This window comes from Streptomyces sulfonofaciens (assembly GCF_014656295.1).
Classification (GTDB): Bacteria; Actinomycetota; Actinomycetes; order Streptomycetales; family Streptomycetaceae; genus Streptomyces; species Streptomyces sulfonofaciens.
In genome coordinates this window covers 166,685-185,873 of the sequence record NZ_BNCD01000008.1, presented here as the reverse complement: position 1 = coordinate 185,873, position 19,189 = coordinate 166,685, and the positions used below count along the sequence as shown (strand labels likewise).

Here is a 19,189-nt window from a genome sequence, read left to right as displayed (position 1 = left end):
TGAACGGAGCAGGGAACATGGAGCACGGAACGGGGGGCGCCCCCGACTGGCGCGCGCGGCTGAACGGCGAGGAACGCGCCCGGATCGACGGCGCCGGATTCGGCCGCCGCGTCGGCATTGGGCAGCGGCCCGCCGTCGTCGTGATCGACGTGCAGAACTACATGGTCGGCCCGCCGCCCGCTGCCCCTGCCGGCCCTTACCCGTCGGCCTGCGGGGAAGCCGGGAAGGCGGCCGTCGAGGTGCTGTCCCGGTTCCTCCCCGCGGCCCGGGAACTGGACGTCCCCATCTTCTACACCTGCTTCGAACTGGCGCCCGACGGCTCCGACGGCGGCGTCTACCTGCGCAAGCGGGACCTGCTCGCCATCGACGGCTGGTGCCTGTCCGGCACCGTGGGCGCGCAGATCGTGCCGGCCGCCGCACCGGGCCCGCGCGACATCGTCATGGTGAAGAAGAAGCCCAGCGCTTTCTTCGGCACCCCGCTGCTGCCGCTACTGGTCGACCGCGGCGTCGACTCGCTGCTCGTCACCGGCGGTTCCACGTCGAACTGCGTACGCGCCACCTGCGTGGACGCCATGTCGTACAACTACCGCACCACCATCGTCGAGGACTGCGTCTTCGACCGGTTCGAACGCTCCCACACCACCGCCCTGTTCGACCTCGACCGCCAGTACGGCGACGTACGGCCGGCCGCCGACGTCCTGGCCGAACTGGCCGGCCGGGTGGCCGCCCCGTGACCGCCCCGGCCTGCGGGGACGGCCGCGACCTCATCGGCCACGGAGCCGTCCCGCCCGAGGTGGTCTGGCCCGGCGGCGCCGCCCTCGCCCTCAACATCGCCCTCAATTACGAGGAGGGCTCCGAGCGGACCATGCCCGGCGACGGGGTCAACGAGTCGCTGGGCGAGATCGGCCGACCGGTCGCCGCGCCCGCGCGCGACCTGGCCACCGAATCGGTCTACGAGTACGGCAGCCGCGCCGGGGTGTTCCGGATCCTGCGGATGATGGACGAGTACGCCATGCCCCTCACTCTGTTCGCCGCCGCCGTCGCTCTGGAGCGCAACCCGGAGGTGTGCGCCTGGATCCGCCGCGCCGGGCACGACGTGTGCGGCCACGGCCACCGCTGGAGCGAGGACTGGACCGTGGACCGGGAGGAGGAGGCAGCCCGGATCACCGCCGCCGTCGACTCGATCACCCGCACCTGCGGACGCCGCCCGGCCGGCTGGTACAACCGCTGGATGCCCAGCGAGCACACCCGCGAACTCCTTGTCGCCGAGGGTGGGTTCGCCTACGACTCCAACGCCTACAACGACGACCTGCCCTACTGGACGCGGGTCGCCGGCCGCTCCCACCTCGTCGTCCCCTACACCCTGACCTACAACGACTCCCGCTACGCCGCCCACGGCCTGACGCCCGCGGGCTTCGTCGACACGTGTGTGCGCGGCATCGACGAACTCGCCCGGGAGGCCGGACACCGGCCCAAGATGATGACGATCGGCCTGCACGCCCGCTTCACCGGCCAGGCCGCCCGGGCCTCGGCGCTCCGCGAGATCCTCGACCATGTCGCGGCCCGCGGCGACGTGTGGGTGGCCCGCCGCGAGGACATCGCCGCGACATGGAAGGCCCAGCACCCGCCGCCGTCCTGAGCGGCGAACCGGGGGCGGGCCACGCCGGCGGGCGTGTCGGGGGGTGCCGCGGGGCGGTCCAGGGACCGCCCCGGGACCGCCCCCGGACCGTCGGGCGCCGGTGGCGCCCGCGGGCTCGATGCCGTGCCCGACCACATTGCCGACGACCAGGGTGCCCCTGGCGCCGGACAGCGGGATCACGTCGAACCAGTCGCCGCCCACGTGGCGAGCGCGCCGGTGGGCCGGTGGGCCGGTGATGGAGGCCGGCCTCCACCTGCTGCGACACACCTACGCCTCGACGGTGCTGGAGGCTGGGGGGTCCGCGGTGGCCCTGGCAGCAGGGCTCGGACACTCCTCCCCGGCTGTCGCGCTTGGTTATTATGCTCACTTCATGCCGGAGGCCGGCGGCAAGGGCCGCGTCGCCGTCGACGGACTCCCGGGGAGCCAGGGGACGAGGATGCCAGCCGCCCCCCGGATTCTCCCCAGAGCTGATCGGGAAGTTTCCTGGGTTGCGCAGCGTTGGAGTGTGCCGTGGTACGCAAGGCAAAACAGATGTGGATCCTTGAAAGATGCTGAGAGAGGCTACCGCCACGCGCTACATCGTTCCCCTGCACTCCGGTGGGTCGGTGCCGGGGATCGTGGAGGCCGATGATCTCGGGACGTACGTCGTGAAGTTCACCGGGTCCGCGCAGGGCCGCAAGGCGCTGGTCGCCGAGGTGATCGTGGGAGAGCTGGGGCGGCGGCTCGGGCTGCGGGTGCCCGAGCTGGTGCGGATGGAGTTCGACCCCGCCGTCGCCGCGGACGAGCCGCACCAGGAGGTCCAGGACCTCCTGCGCGCCAGCGCCGGACCCAACCTCGGCATGGACCTCCTGCCCGGTGCCGTCGACTTCACCGCGACCGACCTGAACACGGTCACCGTCACCCCGCTGGAAGCCGGCCGCGTCGTCTGGCTCGACGCCCTCACCGCCAACGTCGACCGCACCGTGCACAGCCCCAACCTGATGGTCTGGCCCAGCTCCGGCACCCGCGAACCCAGGCTCTGGCTGATCGACCACGGTGCCGCCCTCGTCTTCCACCACCGCTGGGACACCGCGGCCGCCACCGTCGGGAAGGCCTACGACTTCCGTACCCACGCCCTCGGCGGCTACGGTCCCGACACCGTCGCCGCCGACGCCGAGCTCTCGCCCCGCGTCACCGAGGCGCTGCTCCGCGAGGTCGTCGGCCTGGTGCCGGACGAGTGGCTGGCCGGCGAACCCGGCTTCACGGGCCCCGACGCCGTACGCGAGGGCTACGTCGCCTACCTCGCCGCCCGCGCACGCGACTCCGCGGCCTGGCTGCCCCGCGACTTCCCGCACCGCGACCAGCTCGCCGCCGAGGACGCCCGCCGCGCCGCCGCCACGGAAGCGGCCCGCCCGGCCTGGCTGAAGCACGTTCCGGACCTGAGCGGAAAGCCCGCGGTGCGCTGAGGGCGGGGTTTCCTGCGGCCGGGACTCCCCGCGGCCGCGCTGCGGGGCGTCGTGCGCGCGACGGTGACCGGATCGTGTGATCCCGCAGATACGGGCGGGGACCGTGTGATCCCCAGGCAAAGGCGGGGATCGTGTGATCCCGCGGGCACCGGCGCCGCGGGGATCGTGTCATCCGGCGGGCACCGGCGGCTCGACCGGTGCGGTGGCTCGACCGGTGCGTGGCTCGACCGACGGTACGAAGACCGGGGCGGCGGCCCGTCCCCCGGGGCGCAGGGCCCGCGGGGGCGGCCCGCCGCCCCGGTCGTGCGGCCCAGGCCCTTGCGGGGGACCGGGGCCGGCGCTCAGCCCCGTGCCACCAACTGCCGGTACGCCGGCAGGGTGAGGAACTCCGCGTAGTCCTCGTCCAGCGACACCTTCAGCAGCAGGTCGTGGGCCTCCTGCCAGCGGCCCGCCGCGAAGACGTCCTCACCGGTCTGCGCGCGGATCGCCGCGAGATCCTCCGCGGCCACCTTCCGCGCCAGCTCGGGCGTGGCCGTCTCGCCGTTCTCGAAGACCACGCCCGCGTTGATCCACTGCCAGATCTGGGAGCGGGAGATCTCCGCGGTGGCCGCGTCCTCCATGAGGTTGAAGATGGCGACCGCGCCGCTGCCGCGCAGCCAGGCCTCGATGTAGCGGATGCCGACCTGCACGGCGTTGACCAGACCCTCGTAGGTGGGGCGGGCGTCCAGCGAGTCGACGGCGATCAGATCGCCCGCGGCAACCGAGACGTCCTCGCGCAGCCGGTGCTTCTGGTTCGGCGCGTCGCCCAGCACCGCGTCGAAGGACGCCATCGCGATCGGCACCAGGTCCGGGTGCGCCACCCAGGAGCCGTCGAAGCCGTCGGCCGCCTCACGGTCCTTGTCGGCGCGGACCTTCTCGAAGGCCACCTCGTTCACCTCGGGGTCGCGCCGCGAGGGGATGAAGGCCGCCATGCCGCCGATGGCGTGCGCGCCGCGCTTGTGGCAGGTGCGCACCAGCAGTTCGGTGTAGGCGCGCATGAACGGGGCCGTCATCGTCACCGCATTGCGGTCCGGCAGGACGAACCGCGCGCCACCGTCGCGGAAGTTCTTCACGATCGAGAACAGGTAGTCCCATCGGCCCGCGTTCAGGCCGGAGGCGTGGTCCCGCAGCTCGTAGAGGATCTCCTCCATCTCGTACGCCGCCGTGATCGTCTCGATCAGCACGGTTGCGCGGACCGTGCCCTGCTCGATGCCGAGCCGGTCCTGGGCGAAGACGAAGATGTCGTTCCACAGCCGGGCCTCCAGGTACGACTCCGTCTTCGGCAGGTAGAAGTAGGGGCCCTTGCCGAGGTCCAGCAGCCGCCGGGCGTTGTGGAAGAAGTAGAGGCCGAAGTCGACCAGCGCACCGGGCACCGGGCGCCCGTCGACCTGGAGGTGGTGCTCGTCCAGGTGCCAGCCGCGCGGCCGGGTCACGACCGTGGCGAGCTGGTCGGCGTCCTTCAGGGCGTACGACTTGCCGCTGGCCGCGTCGGTGAAGTCGATGCGCCGCTCGTAGGCGTCGATCAGATTGAGCTGGCCCAGGATGACGTTCTCCCAGGTGGGCGCGGAGGCGTCCTCGAAGTCGGCCAGCCAGACCTTCGCTCCGGAGTTGAGGGCGTTGATGGTCATCTTGCGGTCGGTGGGACCGGTGATCTCGACCCGCCGGTCGTCCAGCGCGGCCGGTGCCGGAGCGACCCGCCACGAGTCGTCGGCGCGCACCGCGGCCGTCTCGGGGAGGAAGTCGAGCGTCGACGTCCGGGCGATCTCCGCGCGGCGCTCGGCCCGGCGCGCGAGCAGTTCGTCGCGCCGGGGGGTGAAGCGCCGGTGCAACTCGCCCAGGAAGGCCAGGGCCTCCCGGGTGAGGACCTCGTCCTGCCGGGGCAGGGGCTCCGCGTCGACGATGACCGGCACGGAGGGCGCTGGTGCGGACATGAACTCTCACTTCCTTCAGCGAGCTTCGGGGCATCACGCACGGACCCGGCCGGTGCGCCCGGCCACCGGTCCCCGGGCGCTCCGCCGGCCACCGGTCACTGGTCGCCGGCTGCTGGTCGCCGGCCACCGGTCGCCGGGATGGCGGGCACTGTGTGCCAGAGCGGAGGGCGCGGCCGGGTATGCCGTCGTGACGATCGAGTGCTTCTGATCAGTGGATACTAGTTTTCTTATGGTGGAACTTCAATGGTTTGTTGATGTCGAGACTCTTTCCGTCGACACAACCCGGCGCACGGTGCCACCCTCTTCCGTACGGAGCCGTGGATGCCCTGTTCCCCGCGCGGGGCCGGTCACTCCAGGCGCCCGAGGTCCTCGGCCGTGTCGATGTCGTACGGCTCCGCCACGTCCCCGCACTCGACGAGGGTGAGCGCATCGGCGTGCGCCGCGAGATAGGCGCGCGCCCCCTGATCGCCCCGGGCGCCGGCCGCGATCCCTGCCCAGTGCTCCGCGCCGAACAGAACCGGGTGCCCGCGCCGCCCGTCGTAGGCGGCCGACGCGAGCGAGTCGCGGGAGCGGTACGCGGCCCGGACCCGCGCCACCGCCTCGGCCCCGATGCCCGGCTGGTCGACGAGCATCACCAGGACGGCGTCCACTGCGGCACCGGGGACGTGTGCGTCCACGTGCCTTGTGCCTTCGGCCGGTCCGGCGGACCCGGTGGGTCCTGCGGGTCCGGTGAGCGATGCGAGGCCCGTACGCAGCGACGAGCCCATGCCCTCCTCCCAGGCCGGGTTGCCGACGAGCGCGCACCCGGACAGTTCGGCCTCCGCCCGCACCCGGGCGGCCTCGGCGCCCAGCACCACATGGATCCGCTCGCACCCGCCCGCCCGCAGCGCCCGTACGGCGTGCTCCACGAGCGGGCGGCCGCGGTGCCGCAGCAGGGCCTTCGGGCGCCCGCCGAGCCGCCGACCGCCACCCGCTGCCAGCAGCAGCCCCACCACCTCGCCCGCCGGGCGGGCCCGCACGCCCCGTCCGCCATCCGTCACCGTCAACCGCCCGCCTTCCCGAGCCCGGCCGAGGATCGGCCTACCGCCTGCATACCGCGGTCATCATCCCGCGACCCGCCCCGCGCACCGGCAGGTCCCGCCCGCGCACCGGCAGGGCCCGCGTCTGCCGGTGCGCGCTCGCGCCCTTCGGTGCGCGCTCGTGCCCCCGGACGCGCCTCCGTGTGCGCGCTCCGGGGGAATGGCGCCTTCCCGGTACGGGAAGAGGCGCGGAGTACCTGCGGTTCGGAATCACAGACGCGCTGGTTATCACGTTCGGACATCTCGTACAGCGGGCAAATTCCGTCCATTCTGTGGCGCCGAGCCCGGCGCGTGGCGTTTACTGACCGCGACTCCAGGCTTTGGCCTATGCGCGATAGGGGTCGTCCTGGGGTGTGCGTGACAACAGGGGAATGCGACGGCGGCGCACAACGGCGTGCAAGGGGGAGGGCTGTGTTGCAGAGCGTGGGGCACAGAACCGTGGAAGGCAGTGGAGAGCAGGACGTCAGGGTGGCGAATTTACGAGCCGCCGTCTCCCGGCTGCGCCGCGAACTCGCCGCGCATCCGGCCGAGTTCCCCGACCGCGGCATCGCCGAGGACGAGCTCGCCGCGCTCTGTGCGATGGCGCTCGGCGGGGAACCTGAGATCCGGCGGCTGCGCAGGTCGCTGCTGCTGGTGGCGGGGGCCATAGGGTCGGTCAGCGCCCTTGCGCCGAGCCTCGCCCAGGTGCGGATCGCGGTGGAGCTGTTCGGCGAGCGGCCGCGGACCGAGGGCCCGTAGGACCCCTCACCCCGAGCCCGAAGGCTCCCGGGAGCCGAGGTTATCGAACGATATTCCTCGGACTTCTCCCGGGAGCCTTCGGGCTTTCTGCTGGAGCCGTCCCAACATTCTCCGGTAATTCCTCGGACGGATATGGCTCCGGTAAGGGCCATGGTCTGGACCGGTAGGAATCCGGCACCGGCCTGCCGAAGATCCGGGCCGTCACCGGGAACGCTGATTAACCGATCGGTTAACTGGTCGTCAGGGCCACCGAGAGTTCCGCCGCTACCTGTTGCAGCACCGGGACGATCTTCTCCGTGGCGGCCTCCGTGACGCGGCCCGCGGGTCCCGAGACGGAGATGGCCGCGGCGGTGGGGGAGCCGGGCACGGAGACGGCGAGGCAGCGGACGCCGATCTCCTGCTCGTTGTCGTCGAGCGCGTAGCCGAGGCGGCGGACCTCTTCGAGCGCGTCCAGGAACGCGTCCGGGGTGGTGATGGTCTTCTCGGTCGCGGCGGGCATGCCGGTACGGGCCAGCAGCGCGCGCACCTGCTCGGCGGTCAACTGGGCGAGCAGGGCCTTGCCCACGCCCGTCGAGTGCGGCAGCACCCGCCGGCCGACCTCCGTGAACATCCGCATCGAGTGCTTCGAGGGCACCTGTGCCACGTAGACGACCTCGTCGCCGTCCAGCAGGGCCATGTTCGCCGTCTCGCCCGTCTCCTCCACCAGGTGTGCGAGATGGGGCCTGGCCCAGGTGCCCAGCAGTCGGGACGCGGACTCGCCGAGGCGGATGAGGCGGGGGCCCAGCGAGTACCGCCTGTTGGGCTGCTGGCGGACGTAGCCGCAGGCCACCAGCGTGCGTACCAGCCGGTGGATGGTGGGCAGCGGCAGCCCGCTGCTCACGGAGAGCTCGCTCAGGCCGACCTCGCCGCCCGCGTCCGCCATCCGCTCCAGCAGGTCGAAGGCGCGCTCGAGCGACTGGACGCCACCGGAGGAGCCGGTGGCGGCAGGGGACTTGTCGGCGTCGGTGGTGCTGGCGCTTGACGGCGGCACGGCGCGTTCCTTTCGAGACTCAGGAGCCGGAGGGGCCCTGGGGCCTCTGGGTGCGGGTGGTCGGTCGATGGACGGGCAAGCAGTCAGCGTACCCGGCGGGGGGCTTCCCGGTGGCCGATCGGCGGGCGTTCGCGCCGGTCAGAGCCCATGTGCGGGGTGCGGCTCGCGGACGCGGCGGGCTCTGGCGCGCGGCGGCGGCCGGTATACGGATATGGGCGACTTCGGAATCCTAATTCCGAGTAACGGAAAAGTCCAGGAGTGGTTGCCCGGCTTCCCGAGGGTGCCGTGCGGTGCCGTGGGCGGTACGGGTGCGCCTTGACGTGGCATGAGGCGTGGGGCAAGACTTCTTCAACAGAACGTTGAAATCCTGTGGATGGGGCCGGGAGTACACCGCAGCCGCGCGAGCGACAGGGAGGTACACGTGTCACCAGCCGAACCGTCCGACGCCGTGTCCTTCGGTGCCTCGTCCTTCGGCGCCTCGGCCTCCGGTATCTCGTCCTTCGGTGCTTCGCCGTTCGGAGGCACGCCGTCCGGTGTCGTGCCGTCGGACGCCCTGCCGTCGGATGCGGTGCCGTCGCGCGCCGTGCCGTCCGGATCCCCGCCGCCGGGTGGCGCGGACGGGGCCGCCGTCCCGTCCCGTGCCGTGGCAGGCGCCCGCTCGTCCGCGCCCGGCCTGGTGCTGCGCTCCACCCGTGTGGTCACCCCGCACGGGACCCGGCCGGCCGCCGTCGCCGTCGAGGGGGAGCGCATCGCGGCCGTGCTTCCGTACGACGCCGCGCCGCCCGCGGGCGCCGCGGTCAGGGACCTCGGCGACGCCGTCCTGCTCCCGGGCCTCGTCGACACCCACGTGCACGTGAACGACCCGGGCCGCACCGCGTGGGAAGGCTTCGCCACGGCGACCCGCGCCGCGGCCGCGGGCGGCATCACCACACTCGTCGACATGCCGCTCAACTCCCTGCCCCCCACCACGACCGTCGCCCACCTGCGTGCCAAGCAGGCCGTCGCCCGGGACACCGCGCACGTCGACGTCGGCTTCTGGGGCGGCGCCGTGCCGGGCAACGTCGAGGACCTGCGGGCACTGCACGAGGCCGGCGTGTTCGGGTTCAAGTGCTTCATGACGCCGTCCGGCGTCGACGAGTTCCCCGAGCTCGACGCGGCCCGGCTCGCCGCGGCGATGGCCGAGACGGCGGGGTTCGGCGGCCTGCTCATCGTGCACGCCGAGGATCCCGGCCGGCTCGCCGGCGCCCCGCGGGCCGGCGGCCCCCGGTACGCGGACTTCCTGCGCTCGCGGCCCGCCATCAGCGAGGACGCCGCCATCGAGCACCTGATCGGCCTCGCGGGCGAGCTCGGTGCCCGGGTGCACGTGCTCCACCTCTCGTCGTCGTCCGCCCTGCCGGCGATCGCCGCCGCCCGGCGCGCGGGCGTGCGGATCACGGTGGAGACCTGTCCCCACTACCTGGCGCTCTGCGCGGAGGAGATCCCGGACGGCGCGACCTCCTTCAAGTGCTGTCCGCCGATCCGGGAGGCCGCCAACCGGGACCTGCTCTGGGCCGCGCTCGCCGACGGCACCATCGACTGCGTCGTCACGGACCACTCCCCGTCCACCGCGGACCTCAAGACCGCCGACTTCGCCACCGCCTGGGGCGGCATCTCCTCGCTCCAGCTCAGCCTTCCCGTCATGTGGAGCGAGGCCAGGCGGCGCGGCCACACGCTTCAGGACGTCGCCCGCTGGATGTCCGCACGCACCGCCGCTCTGGCCGGCCTCGGACGCAAGGGCGCCATCGAGGCGGGCCGCGACGCCGACTTCGCGGTGTTCGAGCCCGAGCGGACCTTCACCGTCGACCCGGCCGGGCTCCAGCACCGCAACCCGGTCACGGCGTACGCGGGCCGCACCCTGTACGGCGTGGTCACCTCCACCTGGCTGCGCGGCCGGTGCGTCTACGCACACGCGGCCCAGGCACCCAGCCCCGAACACACGGCGCGCACCCAGAACCCCGCGCGCACGGCGCGCCCCGCGGCGCCCGATCCGGCACCGCACCTCGCGCGCCCCGAGGCATCCGCGCACGCGTTCGGCCCCGCATTCGCCGCACCCACCGGGCGGCTCCTGGAGAGGACGAGCTGATCACGTGACGGCCATCCCGCACTTCACCGGTCCCGCCGCGCCCTACGCCGGAGGCGACCCCTACGCCGACTACCGCTCCGCGGACCTGCCCTTCACCGGCTACCCGGACCTCGCCGACCGGCAGCTCGGGGCGGGTGTCATCGCGGCCAACGACGAGTTCTTCGCACCGCGCGAGAACCTGCTGGCGCCGGACCGCCCCGTCTTCGAGCCCGAGCGCTTCGGGCCCAAGGGGAAGATCATGGACGGCTGGGAGACCCGCCGCAGGCGCGGCGCCTGCGACGAGCAGCCCTGGCCTGCGGCCTGGGACCACGACTGGGCGCTGATCAGGCTCGGTGCCTGCGGCGTGGTGCACGGCATCGTCGTCGACACCGCCCACTTCCGCGGCAACCACCCGCACGCCGTCTCCGTCGAGGCCACCTGCCACGACGGCACGCCCGACCCGCAGGACCTGCTGGCCGGCGGGACGCCCTGGCACACGCTGGTGCCCCGTACACAGGTCGGCGGCCACGCCGCCAACGGCTTCGCCGTCGCCGACCCGCGGCGCTTCACCCATCTTCGGGTCAACCAGCATCCGGACGGCGGGATCGCACGGCTGCGCGTGCACGGCGAGGTGGTGCCCGACGTGGACTGGCTGACGTTGCTCGGCACCTTCGACGTGGTGGCGCTGGAGCACGGCGGCCGGGTCGTCGGCGCCTCCGACCTCTTCTACTCGCCGGCCGCCAACACCATCAGGCCCGGCCGTTCCCGGCGGATGGACGACGGCTGGGAGACCCGCAGGCGCCGCGACCGGGGCCACGACTGGATCCGCTACCGGCTCGCCGCGCACGCCGAGATCCGCGCCATCGAGATCGACACCGCCTGCCTCAAGGGGAACGCCGCGGGCTGGGCCTCGGTGTCGGTCATGGACGCCGGGGACGGACCCGAGCCCACCGGACCCACAGGGCCCGGTGGCCCCGCGGGACCCGGTGGCGACCCCGGTGCGGACGGTCCCACCGGGCGCTGGACCGAGGCACTGCCCCGCACCCGCCTCCAGCCCGACACCAACCACCGCTTCGTGCTCCCCGCCCCCGTCGCGGGCACCCACGCGAGGATCGACATCCATCCGGACGGGGGCATCTCCCGGCTGCGGCTGCACGGCTCCCTCACCGCGCGGGGCGCACGGCGGCTCGCGGAGCGCCGTGCGGAGCTCGCGGGCTGAGCCCGGCCGGTACGCCACGTCCCCGGCGGGCCCGGCTTCCGCCGCGGCCCGCGCCGGGGCGGGGGCGTCCGCCGTCCGAGCGGGGAGCCCGGGCGGATACCGTGGGCGCCTGACCGGAACCGAACGGGCCGCTTCCTTCGTTGACCCCTCGGAACCGGCCGGCCCCACCCGGCACGGAAGCGGGAGCACCCGCGTTCCGCACCGGCCCGATCGTGCGCGTCAAGGAGACCGCCGTGACCCTGCAGCAAGAGATAGTCGGCAATGCCATGCAGATGGCGGTCGTCAACCTCCAGCCCGGCCAGACCGTCTACTGCGAGGCGGGCAAGTTCCTGTTCAAGACGTCCAATGTGACGATGGAGACCCGGCTGGCGGGTCCGTCGTCCGGCGGCGGCCAGCGCCAGGGCCAGGGCCAGCAGGGCGGCGGCGGTATGGGCGGCATGCTCCGGCAGGCCATGGGCACCGCCATGCAGGTCGGCCAGCGCTACCTGGCCGGTGAGTCCCTGGCGTTCCAGTACTTCACCTCGCAGGGGGGCGAGGGCACCGTCGGCTTCGCCGGCGTCCTGCCCGGTGAGATGCGCGCCCTCGAACTCACCGGTTCGCGTGCCTGGTTCGCCGAGAAGGACGCCTTCGTGGCCGCCGAGTCCAGCGTCGAGTTCGGCATCGCCTTCCAGGGCGGCAGGACCGGCATGAGCGGCGGCGAGGGCTTCATCCTGGAGAAGTTCACCGGCCACGGCACCGTCATCATCTGCGGCGCGGGCAACTTCATCGACCTCGACCCCGCCGACTTCGGCGGCCGCATCGAGGTCGACACCGGCTGCGTGGTGGCGTTCGAGGAGGGCATCCAGTACGGCATCCAGCGCGTCGGCGGCCTCAACCGCCAGGGCATCATGAACGCCGTCTTCGGCGGAGAGGGCCTCTCCCTGGCCACCCTCGAGGGCCAGGGCCGCGTCATCCTCCAGTCCCTCACCATCGAAGGGCTGGCCAACGCCCTCAAGAAGGCCCAGGGCGGCGACAAACAGGGCCCCACCGGAGGCATGTTCTCGACCCACGCCGGGTGAGGGTACGTGCGCGGCGCCTGCCCGGCGCCGTGCAGGAGCCGTACCCAGGCGTCGGCCCGATCGCCGTTCGCACGCCCGGCCGCGGCACCGTCAACGGGCCCGTGATTCGTGAACGTTCAGCAAACTCACCGTCTTTGACATTGACACGACACGGTCTACGCGCGTCATGCTAGGGGGCATGCGAACCCCCACACGCATCCTCAGCATCTCTGCCGTTGCCGCCGCCCTGTTCCTCGGCGGCCCCGTCGCCGCCGCGAGCGCGGCCCCGGCCCCGCACGCGGCCGCCCCCGCAATCACCCAGCAGATCACGGCCGTCGGCGACATCTGCTACTCCGACCTGCCCGCCGAGGCACACGACACGCTGGATCTGATCGACCAGGGCGGCCCCTACCCCTACCCGGAGGACGACGGCGTCTTCCAGAACCGCGAGGGCCTGCTCCCTCAGCAGTCCAGCGGCTACTACCACGAGTACACCGTCGAGACCCCCGGCTCCCCGGACCGCGGCGCACGCCGCATCATCACCGGCCAGCAGACCGAAGAGGACTACTACACCTCCGACCACTACGAGTCGTTCGACCTGGTCGACTTCGACTGCTGAGCCATCCGCCCGCCGGGCACCGGTATCCCACCTGACGCCCCGGCAGGGATCCGGGAGCCGGCCCGCCCGCGATTGGCGCGGCGTCCGGTCCCGGGCCCCGGCCCGGAGCTCCGGGCCCGGACCCGGGCCCCGCGGCTCCCCTCGGCGGCCTGACGGCGCCTGACGCGACACGACCGGCACGGTCGACGCGGCGGTCGCTCGGTCTCGGGGCCGTCGAGGAAGCCCGGCCGGCGCACGAGGCCCAGCCGCCCCACCGGACGGGCCCAGCCGGCCGGCGGCCGCAGCGCCGGGTCGGCCGGCGGCCGTGCGCGCCACGGCAGCGGCACCCGGCACGGGTGCGCTCGACCGTGGCCTACTCAAGCTGCTCCGTGCAACAGGACCTCGCCCCGCGGACCCCCCACACGCACCGGCCGCGGGGCGAGAGCGCGTTCGGCGGAAGGCCGGGGCCGCCGGAAGGCCGGGTCCGCCGGAGGCCGGGGGCCGCCGAAGGGCCGCGTTCGCCGAAAGGCGGCGCCGCCTCCCGCGGTGAACCGGCTCCCACGGTGAACCGGCTCCCACGGTGAACCGGCTCCCGCGGTGAACTGGGTACCGTCGTGCACCGCGTCCCGGTGCACCGGCTCCCGTCGTGGACGAACGACGATGTTTTCGACCGCACCCGCTTTCGACCGCACCCGCTTTCGGCCGTCTTCCGCCCTCGCCGCATCGGCGGGGGCCCGCACGGTTACGGCGGCGCGCCCCGGTACGTGAAGGCGTGCCCCTGGCGCCCGGTGACGCGGCCGCGCCGTCCCCTGCGACGCGGTCGTGCCGTGCGGCCCGGTCACCGGCCGTCCAGCGGCGTACGGGTGCGGAGGAGCGACCCGGCGCGGTCCCCCGCTCCGGCAGCGGTCCGCCGGTCCCGCACCCGGCGGCGGGGGAGCGCGGACGGTGCCTCGCCGGTCGGCGGGGGAGTGCGGGCGGCTTCCCGATGTCGGCGGGGGAGCGCCTGCGGACCGGCGCTCCCGGTGCGTTCAGCTTTCGCGGATCTCCGCCAGGGCGACCGGCCGGCGCTCGTGCCGGGACAGCTCGCACGCCTCCGCGATCCGCAGCGCGTGCAGGGCCTCGCGGCCGTCGCACGGGTTGGCGCGCTCGCCCCGGACCACGTCGACGAACGCGGCGAGTTCGGCCTCGTACGCGGGCGCGAACCGCTCCAGGAAGCCGCTCCAGGGCTTCCCCGCGGCGGGTGGTGCCGCGGGTTCCGTGGAGGTGATCGGGGTGCGGTCGTCCAGGCCCACGGCGATCTGGTCGTGCTCCCCGGCCAACTCCATCCGCACGTCGTACCCCGCGCCGTTGCAGCGCGTCGCCGTGGCGGTGGCGAGCGTGCCGTCGTCGAGGGTGAGCACCGCGGCCGCCGTGTCCACGTCGCCCACCTCGGCGAACATCGCCGGCCCCGCATCCGAGCCGGTGGCGTACACCTCGGTCACCTCACGGCCCGTCACCCACCGCAGCACGTCGAAGTCGTGCACCAGGCAGTCCCGGTACAGCCCGCCGGACAGCGGCAGGTACGCGGCGGGCGGCGGCGCCGGGTCCGAGGTCATGGCCCGCACCGTGTGCAGCCGCCCGAGCCGGCCCTCGCGCACCGCCTCGCGCGCCGCCGTGTACCCCGCGTCGAAGCGGCGCTGGAAGCCGAGCTGGAGCACCGTACCCGCCCGCTCCACCTCGCGCAGCGCAGCCAGGGTGCCGGACAGGTCCAGGGCGATGGGCTTCTCGCAGAAGACCGGCAGTCCGGCGCGCGCTGCCCGGCCGATCAGCTCGGCGTGCGCCGAGGTGGCCGTGGTGATCACCACCGCGTCCACGTCCCGCTCGAAGAGCTCGTCCACGCCGGATGCCGGGGTCGCCCCCAGGCGCTCCGCCAGGTCGGCGGCCCGCGCGGGGTCGGCGTCGGTGACGACGAGGGAGTCGACGGCCGGGTTCCCGTGCAGGGCGGCCGAGTGAAATGAGCCGATACGGCCCGTTCCGATGAGTCCGATGCGCATGGCTCCAAAGTGACCCCGGGCCCCTGCCCTGTCAATGGTTTGTCCGGACAATGTGACTTCACAACTTCCCGTCATCATCTCCTGCGACTACGCTCGCCCCGTGCCCAAACCAGGAGTGGATCCGACCGTCCCGCTTCAGTTGAGCGTCGACCGGAGCAGCCCGGTCCCGCTCTACTTCCAGCTTTCCCAGCAACTGGAGGCCGCGATCGAGCGCGGCGCCCTGACCCCCGGCACACTCCTCGGCAACGAGATCGAGCTGGCGGGCCGCCTCGGCCTGTCCCGCCCGACCGTCCGCCAGGCCATCCAGACACTGGTCGACAAGGGCCTGCTGGTGCGCCGCCGCGGCGTCGGCACCCAGGTGGTGCACAGCCAGATCAAACGCCCACTGGAGCTCAGCAGCCTCTACGACGACCTGGAGGCGGCGGGCCAGCGCCCCACCACCCGGGTGCTCGCCAACACGCTGGTGCCGGCACCCGCCGAGGCCGCTGCCGCGCTGGGTCTGGCGGAGGGCAGCGAGGTACTGCGCGTGGAGCGGCTGCGGATGGCACACGGTGAGCCCATGGCCTACCTCTGCAACCACCTCCCGGCCGGCCTGCTCGCCCCGGCCGACGACCAACTGGAGGCCACCGGCCTGTACCGGCTGATGCGCGCCGCCGGCATCACCCTGCACAGCGCCCGGCAGTCCGTGGGCGCCCGCGCCGCCACCGCCGGGGAGGCCGAGCGCCTGGCGGAGCCGCCCGGCGCGCCGCTGCTCACCATGCAGCGCACCACCTTCGACGACACCGGCCGCCCGGTCGAGTTCGGCGCCCACACCTACCGTGCCTCCCGCTACTCCTTCGAGTTCCAGCTCCTGGTGCGGCCGTAGGGCCTCGTACGGGCGCCGGTAACCGGTGCGGCTGCGGAGTCCGGTGCGTGCCCGGAGTCAGGCGCCGCCGCGGGTGGCGACCGGCGGCCGGCGAGCCCACGCGGCCCCCGCCTGTCGGCCCCCACTGTCGTCAGAATGTTCTGACAAAACCATTGACGCTGCGGCCGGTGCGCGGCTACAACACCTCCAGCCGCCACCGGCGGCGGCCGGCGTCACCGAGCGCCCCGCTCGGCCAGGTCCCGGCCCCGGATGCGGTACCCGGTGCACGGGTAGCGGACAGCCGTACCGGATACTGGGCGGCCGACCCGTATCGGCACGGCAGACGGACGTAGAAGGGCGCGGCCTCGTGGCACGGTTTCGAAGCTGGGTAAGCATCGCGCTGGCGACAGCGCTCGGCCTCTCCCTGGCGGGGTGCAGCAGCCACGGCGGCAAGCGCGCCGAGGACGCCCGCAACGCCGCCGCGGCCGGCGGGAAGGCCGCGGTCAACACACCCCGGTGGACCTTCGCGATGGTCACGCACTCCGGGGACGGCGACACCTTCTGGGACATCGTCCAGAGCGGTGCAAAGCAGGCCGCCGTCAAGGACAACATCAACTTCCTCTACTCCCACGACGACCAGGCCCAGCAGCAGGCGCAACTCGTCGACGCGGCCGTCGACAAGAAGGTCGACGGCCTGATCGTCACCCTGGCCAAGCCGGACGCCATGAAGGCCGCCGTGGCCCGCGCCGAGCAGGCCGGCATACCGGTGATCACCGTGAACTCCGGCGCCGAGGTGTCCAAGCGGTTCGGCGCGCTCACCCACATCGGGCAGGACGAGACCATCGCGGGCCAGGCCGTCGGTGACGAGCTGAACAAGCGGGGCCGCAAGAAGGCCCTGTGCGTGGTGCACGAACAGGGCAACGTCGGCCTGGAGCAGCGCTGCGCGGGCGCCAAGGACCACTTCAAGGGCAGCATGCAGAACCTGTACGTGGACGGCACCGACATGCCGGACGTGCAGGCGTCCGTGGAGGCCAAGCTCCAGGCCGACAAGTCCATCGACAGCGTCGTCACGCTCGGCGCGCCGTTCGCCGACACCGCGGTGAAGGCCGCGCAGGAGGCCGGCAGCAAGGCCGAGATCGACACCTTCGACCTGAACGCCAAGGTCGCCGCCGGGCTCCAGGACGGCAGCCTCGGCTTCGCCGTCGACCAGCAGCCCTACCTCCAGGGCTACGAGGCCGTGGACCTGCTGTGGCTGTACAAGTACAACGCCGACGAGCTCGGCGGCGGCCGTCCCGTCCTGACCGGACCGCAGATCGTCACCAAGGACAGCGCGGGAGCGCTCGCCGACTACGCCAAGCGGGGGACCCGATGACCGCCACCGCCCCGGCGCCCGCCCCCGCGCCCGGCGCGGACGGTGCCGACGGGACCGACGAGCGCCTGCTCGGCAGGTCGCCGCTGCGCAAGCTGCTCGGCAGGCCCGAGCTCGGTTCGGTGGTCGGCGCGATCGCCGTCTTCGTGTTCTTCGCCTTCGCGGCGGACTCCTTCGTGCGCGGGTCCAGCCTCAGCACGGTCCTCTACGCCTCCTCCACCATCGGGATCATGGCGGTGCCGGTCGCGCTGCTGATGATCGGCGGCGAGTTCGACCTGTCCGCGGGCGTGCTGGTGACCTCCTCCGCGCTCATCTCCTCGATGTTCAGCTACCAGATGACCGCGAACGTCTGGGTCGGCGTCGGCGTCTCGCTCCTGGTGACCCTCGCGATCGGCGCGTTCAACGGGTTCATGCTGACCCGCACCAGGCTGCCGAGCTTCATCATCACGCTCGGCACCTATCTGATGCTCACCGGCATGAACCTCGGCTTCACCCAGTTGATCGACGGCACGGTCTCCACCAAGTCCATCGCGGACATGGACGGCTTCGACTCGGCACGGGCCCTCTTCGCCTCCCGGTTCACCCTGGGCGGGGTCGGCTTCCGGATCACCATCCTGTGGTGGCTGGCCCTCGTGGTGGTCGCCACCTGGATCCTGCTGCGCACCCGCGCGGGCAACTGGATCTTCGCCGCGGGCGGCAGCAGGGACGCGGCCCGCGCGGTCGGCGTCCCGGTGGCCAGGACCAAGATCGGGCTCTACATGGGTGTCGCCCTCGGCGCCTGGATCGTCGGGCAGCACCTGCTCTTCTCGTACGACGCCGTGCAGTCCGGCGAGGGCGTCGGCAACGAACTGATCTACATCATCGCCGCGGTGATCGGCGGCTGCCTGATCACCGGCGGCTACGGTTCCGCGGTGGGCTCGGCGATCGGCGCCCTGATCTTCGGCATGACCAGCAAGGGGATCGTCTTCGCCGAGTGGGACCCGGACTGGTTCAAGTTCTTCCTGGGAGCGATGCTGCTCCTTGCGACCCTGCTCAACGCCTGGGTCCGCAAGCGCGCGGAGGCGACGGCATGACGACCAAAGGCGACGGTGTGACGGACGGCGGCGGCGAGGACACGCCGGCGGACGCGGCAGGGGCGGTGGATGCGGCAGGGGCGGTGGACGCGCAGGGCGGTCCGCTCGTCCGGCTCGACGGCGTCAGCAAGCACTACGGCAACGTCCGCGCGCTCGAAGGCGTCACCCTGGAGGTGCACGCCGGCGAGATCAGTTGCGTCCTCGGCGACAACGGCGCGGGCAAGTCCACCCTCATCAAGATCATCGCCGGCCTGCACAGGCACGACGCGGGCAGCTTCCGCATCGAGGGCGAGGAGACCACGCTCGGGTCGCCGCGCGAGGCCCTGGACCGCGGTATCGCCACGGTCTACCAGGACCTCGCCGTCGTCCCCCTGATGCCCGTCTGGCGCAACTTCTTCCTCGGTTCCGAGCCCACCAGGGGCAAGGGCCCCTTCCGGCGCCTCGACGTGCCGTTCATGCGCGCCACCACCCATGCCGAGCTGCGCCGCATGGGCATCGACCTGCGCGACGTCGACCAGCCCATCGGCACCCTCTCGGGCGGCGAGCGGCAGTGCGTCGCCATCGCCCGCGCGGTCTACTTCGGCGCCAAGGTCCTCGTCCTCGACGAGCCCACCGCGGCACTCGGCGTCAAGCAGTCCGGCGTGGTCCTGAAGTACGTGGCGGCCGCCAGGGACGCCGGCCTCGGTGTGGTGCTGATCACGCACAACCCGCACCACGCCTATCTCGTCGGCGACCGCTTCGTCCTGCTGAAGCGGGGCGTGATGGCCGGCAGCCACACCCGCGACGAGATCACCCTGGACGAGCTCACCCGACAGATGGCGGGCGGCAGCGAGCTGGACGACCTCCGCCACGAGCTGGAGCGCGCTCCCGCCCCGGCCCACCTCGGCGGGCGGGCCACGAAGAGCGCGTAGCGCGCCGCGTCCGGGGCCGTGGCGGCCGGGGCGGCACCGCCCGCATGCGCCGTCGTGACCGTACGCGCACGGCGCGGTACGGCCGGACGGATGCGGGGCGGAT

Annotated in this window: 16 protein-coding genes; 12 read left to right on the top strand and 4 right to left on the bottom strand. The window is 73.0% G+C overall.

The window, feature by feature from the left end; translation table 11 throughout:
- The first annotated feature begins 17 nt into the window (after nucleotides 1–17).
- The 3 genes from IE313_RS15570 to IE313_RS15560 all read left to right on the top strand — a co-directional run bounded on the left by IE313_RS15570 (nucleotide 18) and on the right by IE313_RS15560 (nucleotide 3,084).
- Nucleotides 18–734, top strand: a complete 717-nt coding sequence (locus IE313_RS15570; protein ID WP_189932433.1) for an isochorismatase family protein — start codon at nucleotides 18–20, stop codon at nucleotides 732–734.
- The gene (locus IE313_RS15565) at nucleotides 731–1,639 is read left to right on the top strand and encodes a polysaccharide deacetylase family protein (protein ID WP_229924666.1); all 909 of its coding nucleotides are present in this window, start codon (nucleotides 731–733) and stop codon (nucleotides 1,637–1,639) included. Before IE313_RS15570 ends, IE313_RS15565 begins: the two co-directional genes overlap by 4 nt.
- Nucleotides 1,640–2,187: 548 nt before the next feature.
- The gene (locus IE313_RS15560) at nucleotides 2,188–3,084 is read left to right on the top strand and encodes a HipA family kinase (RefSeq protein WP_189932431.1); all 897 of its coding nucleotides are present in this window, start codon (nucleotides 2,188–2,190) and stop codon (nucleotides 3,082–3,084) included.
- A 341-nt stretch (nucleotides 3,085–3,425) separates the two neighbouring features.
- Here the strand turns inward: IE313_RS15560 and aceB are convergent, their stop codons facing one another.
- Both aceB and IE313_RS15550 read right to left on the bottom strand, forming a co-directional pair.
- A complete protein-coding gene (gene aceB, locus IE313_RS15555; RefSeq protein WP_189932429.1) occupies nucleotides 3,426–5,054 on the bottom strand; it encodes a malate synthase A in 1,629 nt (542 codons plus the stop codon).
- A 347-nt stretch (nucleotides 5,055–5,401) separates the two neighbouring features.
- Nucleotides 5,402–6,100 carry a nucleotidyltransferase family protein gene (locus IE313_RS15550; protein ID WP_229924665.1) on the bottom strand — a complete coding sequence of 233 codons (699 nt, stop codon included), beginning with the start codon at nucleotides 6,098–6,100 and terminating at the stop codon, nucleotides 5,402–5,404.
- Between the two features lie 501 nt (nucleotides 6,101–6,601).
- Between IE313_RS15550 and IE313_RS15545 the strand changes: the two genes are divergently transcribed.
- Nucleotides 6,602–6,871 (top strand): DUF5955 family protein, encoded by a 270-nt coding sequence (locus tag IE313_RS15545; protein WP_373316996.1) that lies wholly within the window; start codon nucleotides 6,602–6,604, stop codon nucleotides 6,869–6,871.
- 229 nt (nucleotides 6,872–7,100) lie between these two features.
- On the opposite strand, the gene IE313_RS15540 is transcribed toward IE313_RS15545, so the two are convergent.
- Nucleotides 7,101–7,901, bottom strand: coding sequence for an IclR family transcriptional regulator (locus IE313_RS15540; protein ID WP_189932425.1), 801 nt, complete (start codon nucleotides 7,899–7,901; stop codon nucleotides 7,101–7,103).
- A 643-nt stretch (nucleotides 7,902–8,544) separates the two neighbouring features.
- Between IE313_RS15540 and allB the strand changes: the two genes are divergently transcribed.
- From allB to IE313_RS15520, 4 genes are all read left to right on the top strand, one after another.
- The gene (allB, locus tag IE313_RS15535; protein ID WP_229924681.1) at nucleotides 8,545–10,023 is read left to right on the top strand and encodes an allantoinase AllB; all 1,479 of its coding nucleotides are present in this window, start codon (nucleotides 8,545–8,547) and stop codon (nucleotides 10,021–10,023) included.
- Between the two features lie 4 nt (nucleotides 10,024–10,027).
- The gene (gene alc, locus IE313_RS15530; protein ID WP_189932421.1) at nucleotides 10,028–11,221 is read left to right on the top strand and encodes an allantoicase; all 1,194 of its coding nucleotides are present in this window, start codon (nucleotides 10,028–10,030) and stop codon (nucleotides 11,219–11,221) included.
- 233 nt (nucleotides 11,222–11,454) lie between these two features.
- On the top strand, nucleotides 11,455–12,279 hold the full coding sequence (locus IE313_RS15525; protein ID WP_189932419.1) for an AIM24 family protein: 825 nt from the start codon (nucleotides 11,455–11,457) through the stop codon (nucleotides 12,277–12,279).
- A gap of 178 nt (nucleotides 12,280–12,457) precedes the next feature.
- The gene (locus tag IE313_RS15520) at nucleotides 12,458–12,877 is read left to right on the top strand and encodes a guanyl-specific ribonuclease (RefSeq protein ID WP_189932417.1); all 420 of its coding nucleotides are present in this window, start codon (nucleotides 12,458–12,460) and stop codon (nucleotides 12,875–12,877) included.
- A gap of 1,007 nt (nucleotides 12,878–13,884) precedes the next feature.
- Here the strand turns inward: IE313_RS15520 and IE313_RS15515 are convergent.
- Entirely contained in the window at nucleotides 13,885–14,889 is a 1,005-nt protein-coding gene (locus IE313_RS15515; RefSeq protein WP_189932415.1) for a Gfo/Idh/MocA family protein, read from the bottom strand.
- Between the two features lie 115 nt (nucleotides 14,890–15,004).
- Between IE313_RS15515 and IE313_RS15510 the strand changes: the two genes are divergently transcribed.
- The 4 genes from IE313_RS15510 (at nucleotide 15,005) to IE313_RS15495 (ending at nucleotide 19,086) form a co-directional block, all read left to right on the top strand.
- The gene (locus tag IE313_RS15510) at nucleotides 15,005–15,754 is read left to right on the top strand and encodes a GntR family transcriptional regulator (RefSeq protein WP_229924680.1); all 750 of its coding nucleotides are present in this window, start codon (nucleotides 15,005–15,007) and stop codon (nucleotides 15,752–15,754) included.
- Nucleotides 15,755–16,100: 346 nt separating this feature from the next.
- Entirely contained in the window at nucleotides 16,101–17,105 is a 1,005-nt protein-coding gene (locus tag IE313_RS15505) for a sugar ABC transporter substrate-binding protein (RefSeq protein ID WP_189932412.1), read from the top strand.
- Entirely contained in the window at nucleotides 17,102–18,175 is a 1,074-nt protein-coding gene (locus tag IE313_RS15500; protein WP_189932410.1) for an ABC transporter permease, read from the top strand. Before IE313_RS15505 ends, IE313_RS15500 begins: the two co-directional genes overlap by 4 nt.
- The gene (locus IE313_RS15495) at nucleotides 18,172–19,086 is read left to right on the top strand and encodes an ATP-binding cassette domain-containing protein (protein WP_373316995.1); all 915 of its coding nucleotides are present in this window, start codon (nucleotides 18,172–18,174) and stop codon (nucleotides 19,084–19,086) included. Before IE313_RS15500 ends, IE313_RS15495 begins: the two co-directional genes overlap by 4 nt.
- The last annotated feature ends 103 nt before the right edge of the window (nucleotides 19,087–19,189 follow it).

Bases quoted from the DNA above. Each gene is read 5' to 3' on its own strand.
- IE313_RS15520 (WP_189932417.1), top strand. From the start codon at position 12,458: ATGCGAACCCCCACACGCATCCTCAGCATCTCTGCCGTTGCCGCCGCC.
- IE313_RS15570 (WP_189932433.1), top strand. From the start codon at position 18: ATGGAGCACGGAACGGGGGGCGCCCCCGACTGGCGCGCGCGGCTGAAC.
- IE313_RS15500 (WP_189932410.1), top strand. From the start codon at position 17,102: ATGACCGCCACCGCCCCGGCGCCCGCCCCCGCGCCCGGCGCGGACGGT.
- IE313_RS15495 (WP_373316995.1), top strand. From the start codon at position 18,172: ATGACGACCAAAGGCGACGGTGTGACGGACGGCGGCGGCGAGGACACG.
- IE313_RS15560 (WP_189932431.1), top strand. From the start codon at position 2,188: ATGCTGAGAGAGGCTACCGCCACGCGCTACATCGTTCCCCTGCACTCC.
- aceB (WP_189932429.1), bottom strand. From the start codon at position 5,054: ATGTCCGCACCAGCGCCCTCCGTGCCGGTCATCGTCGACGCGGAGCCC.
- IE313_RS15515 (WP_189932415.1), bottom strand. From the start codon at position 14,889: ATGCGCATCGGACTCATCGGAACGGGCCGTATCGGCTCATTTCACTCG.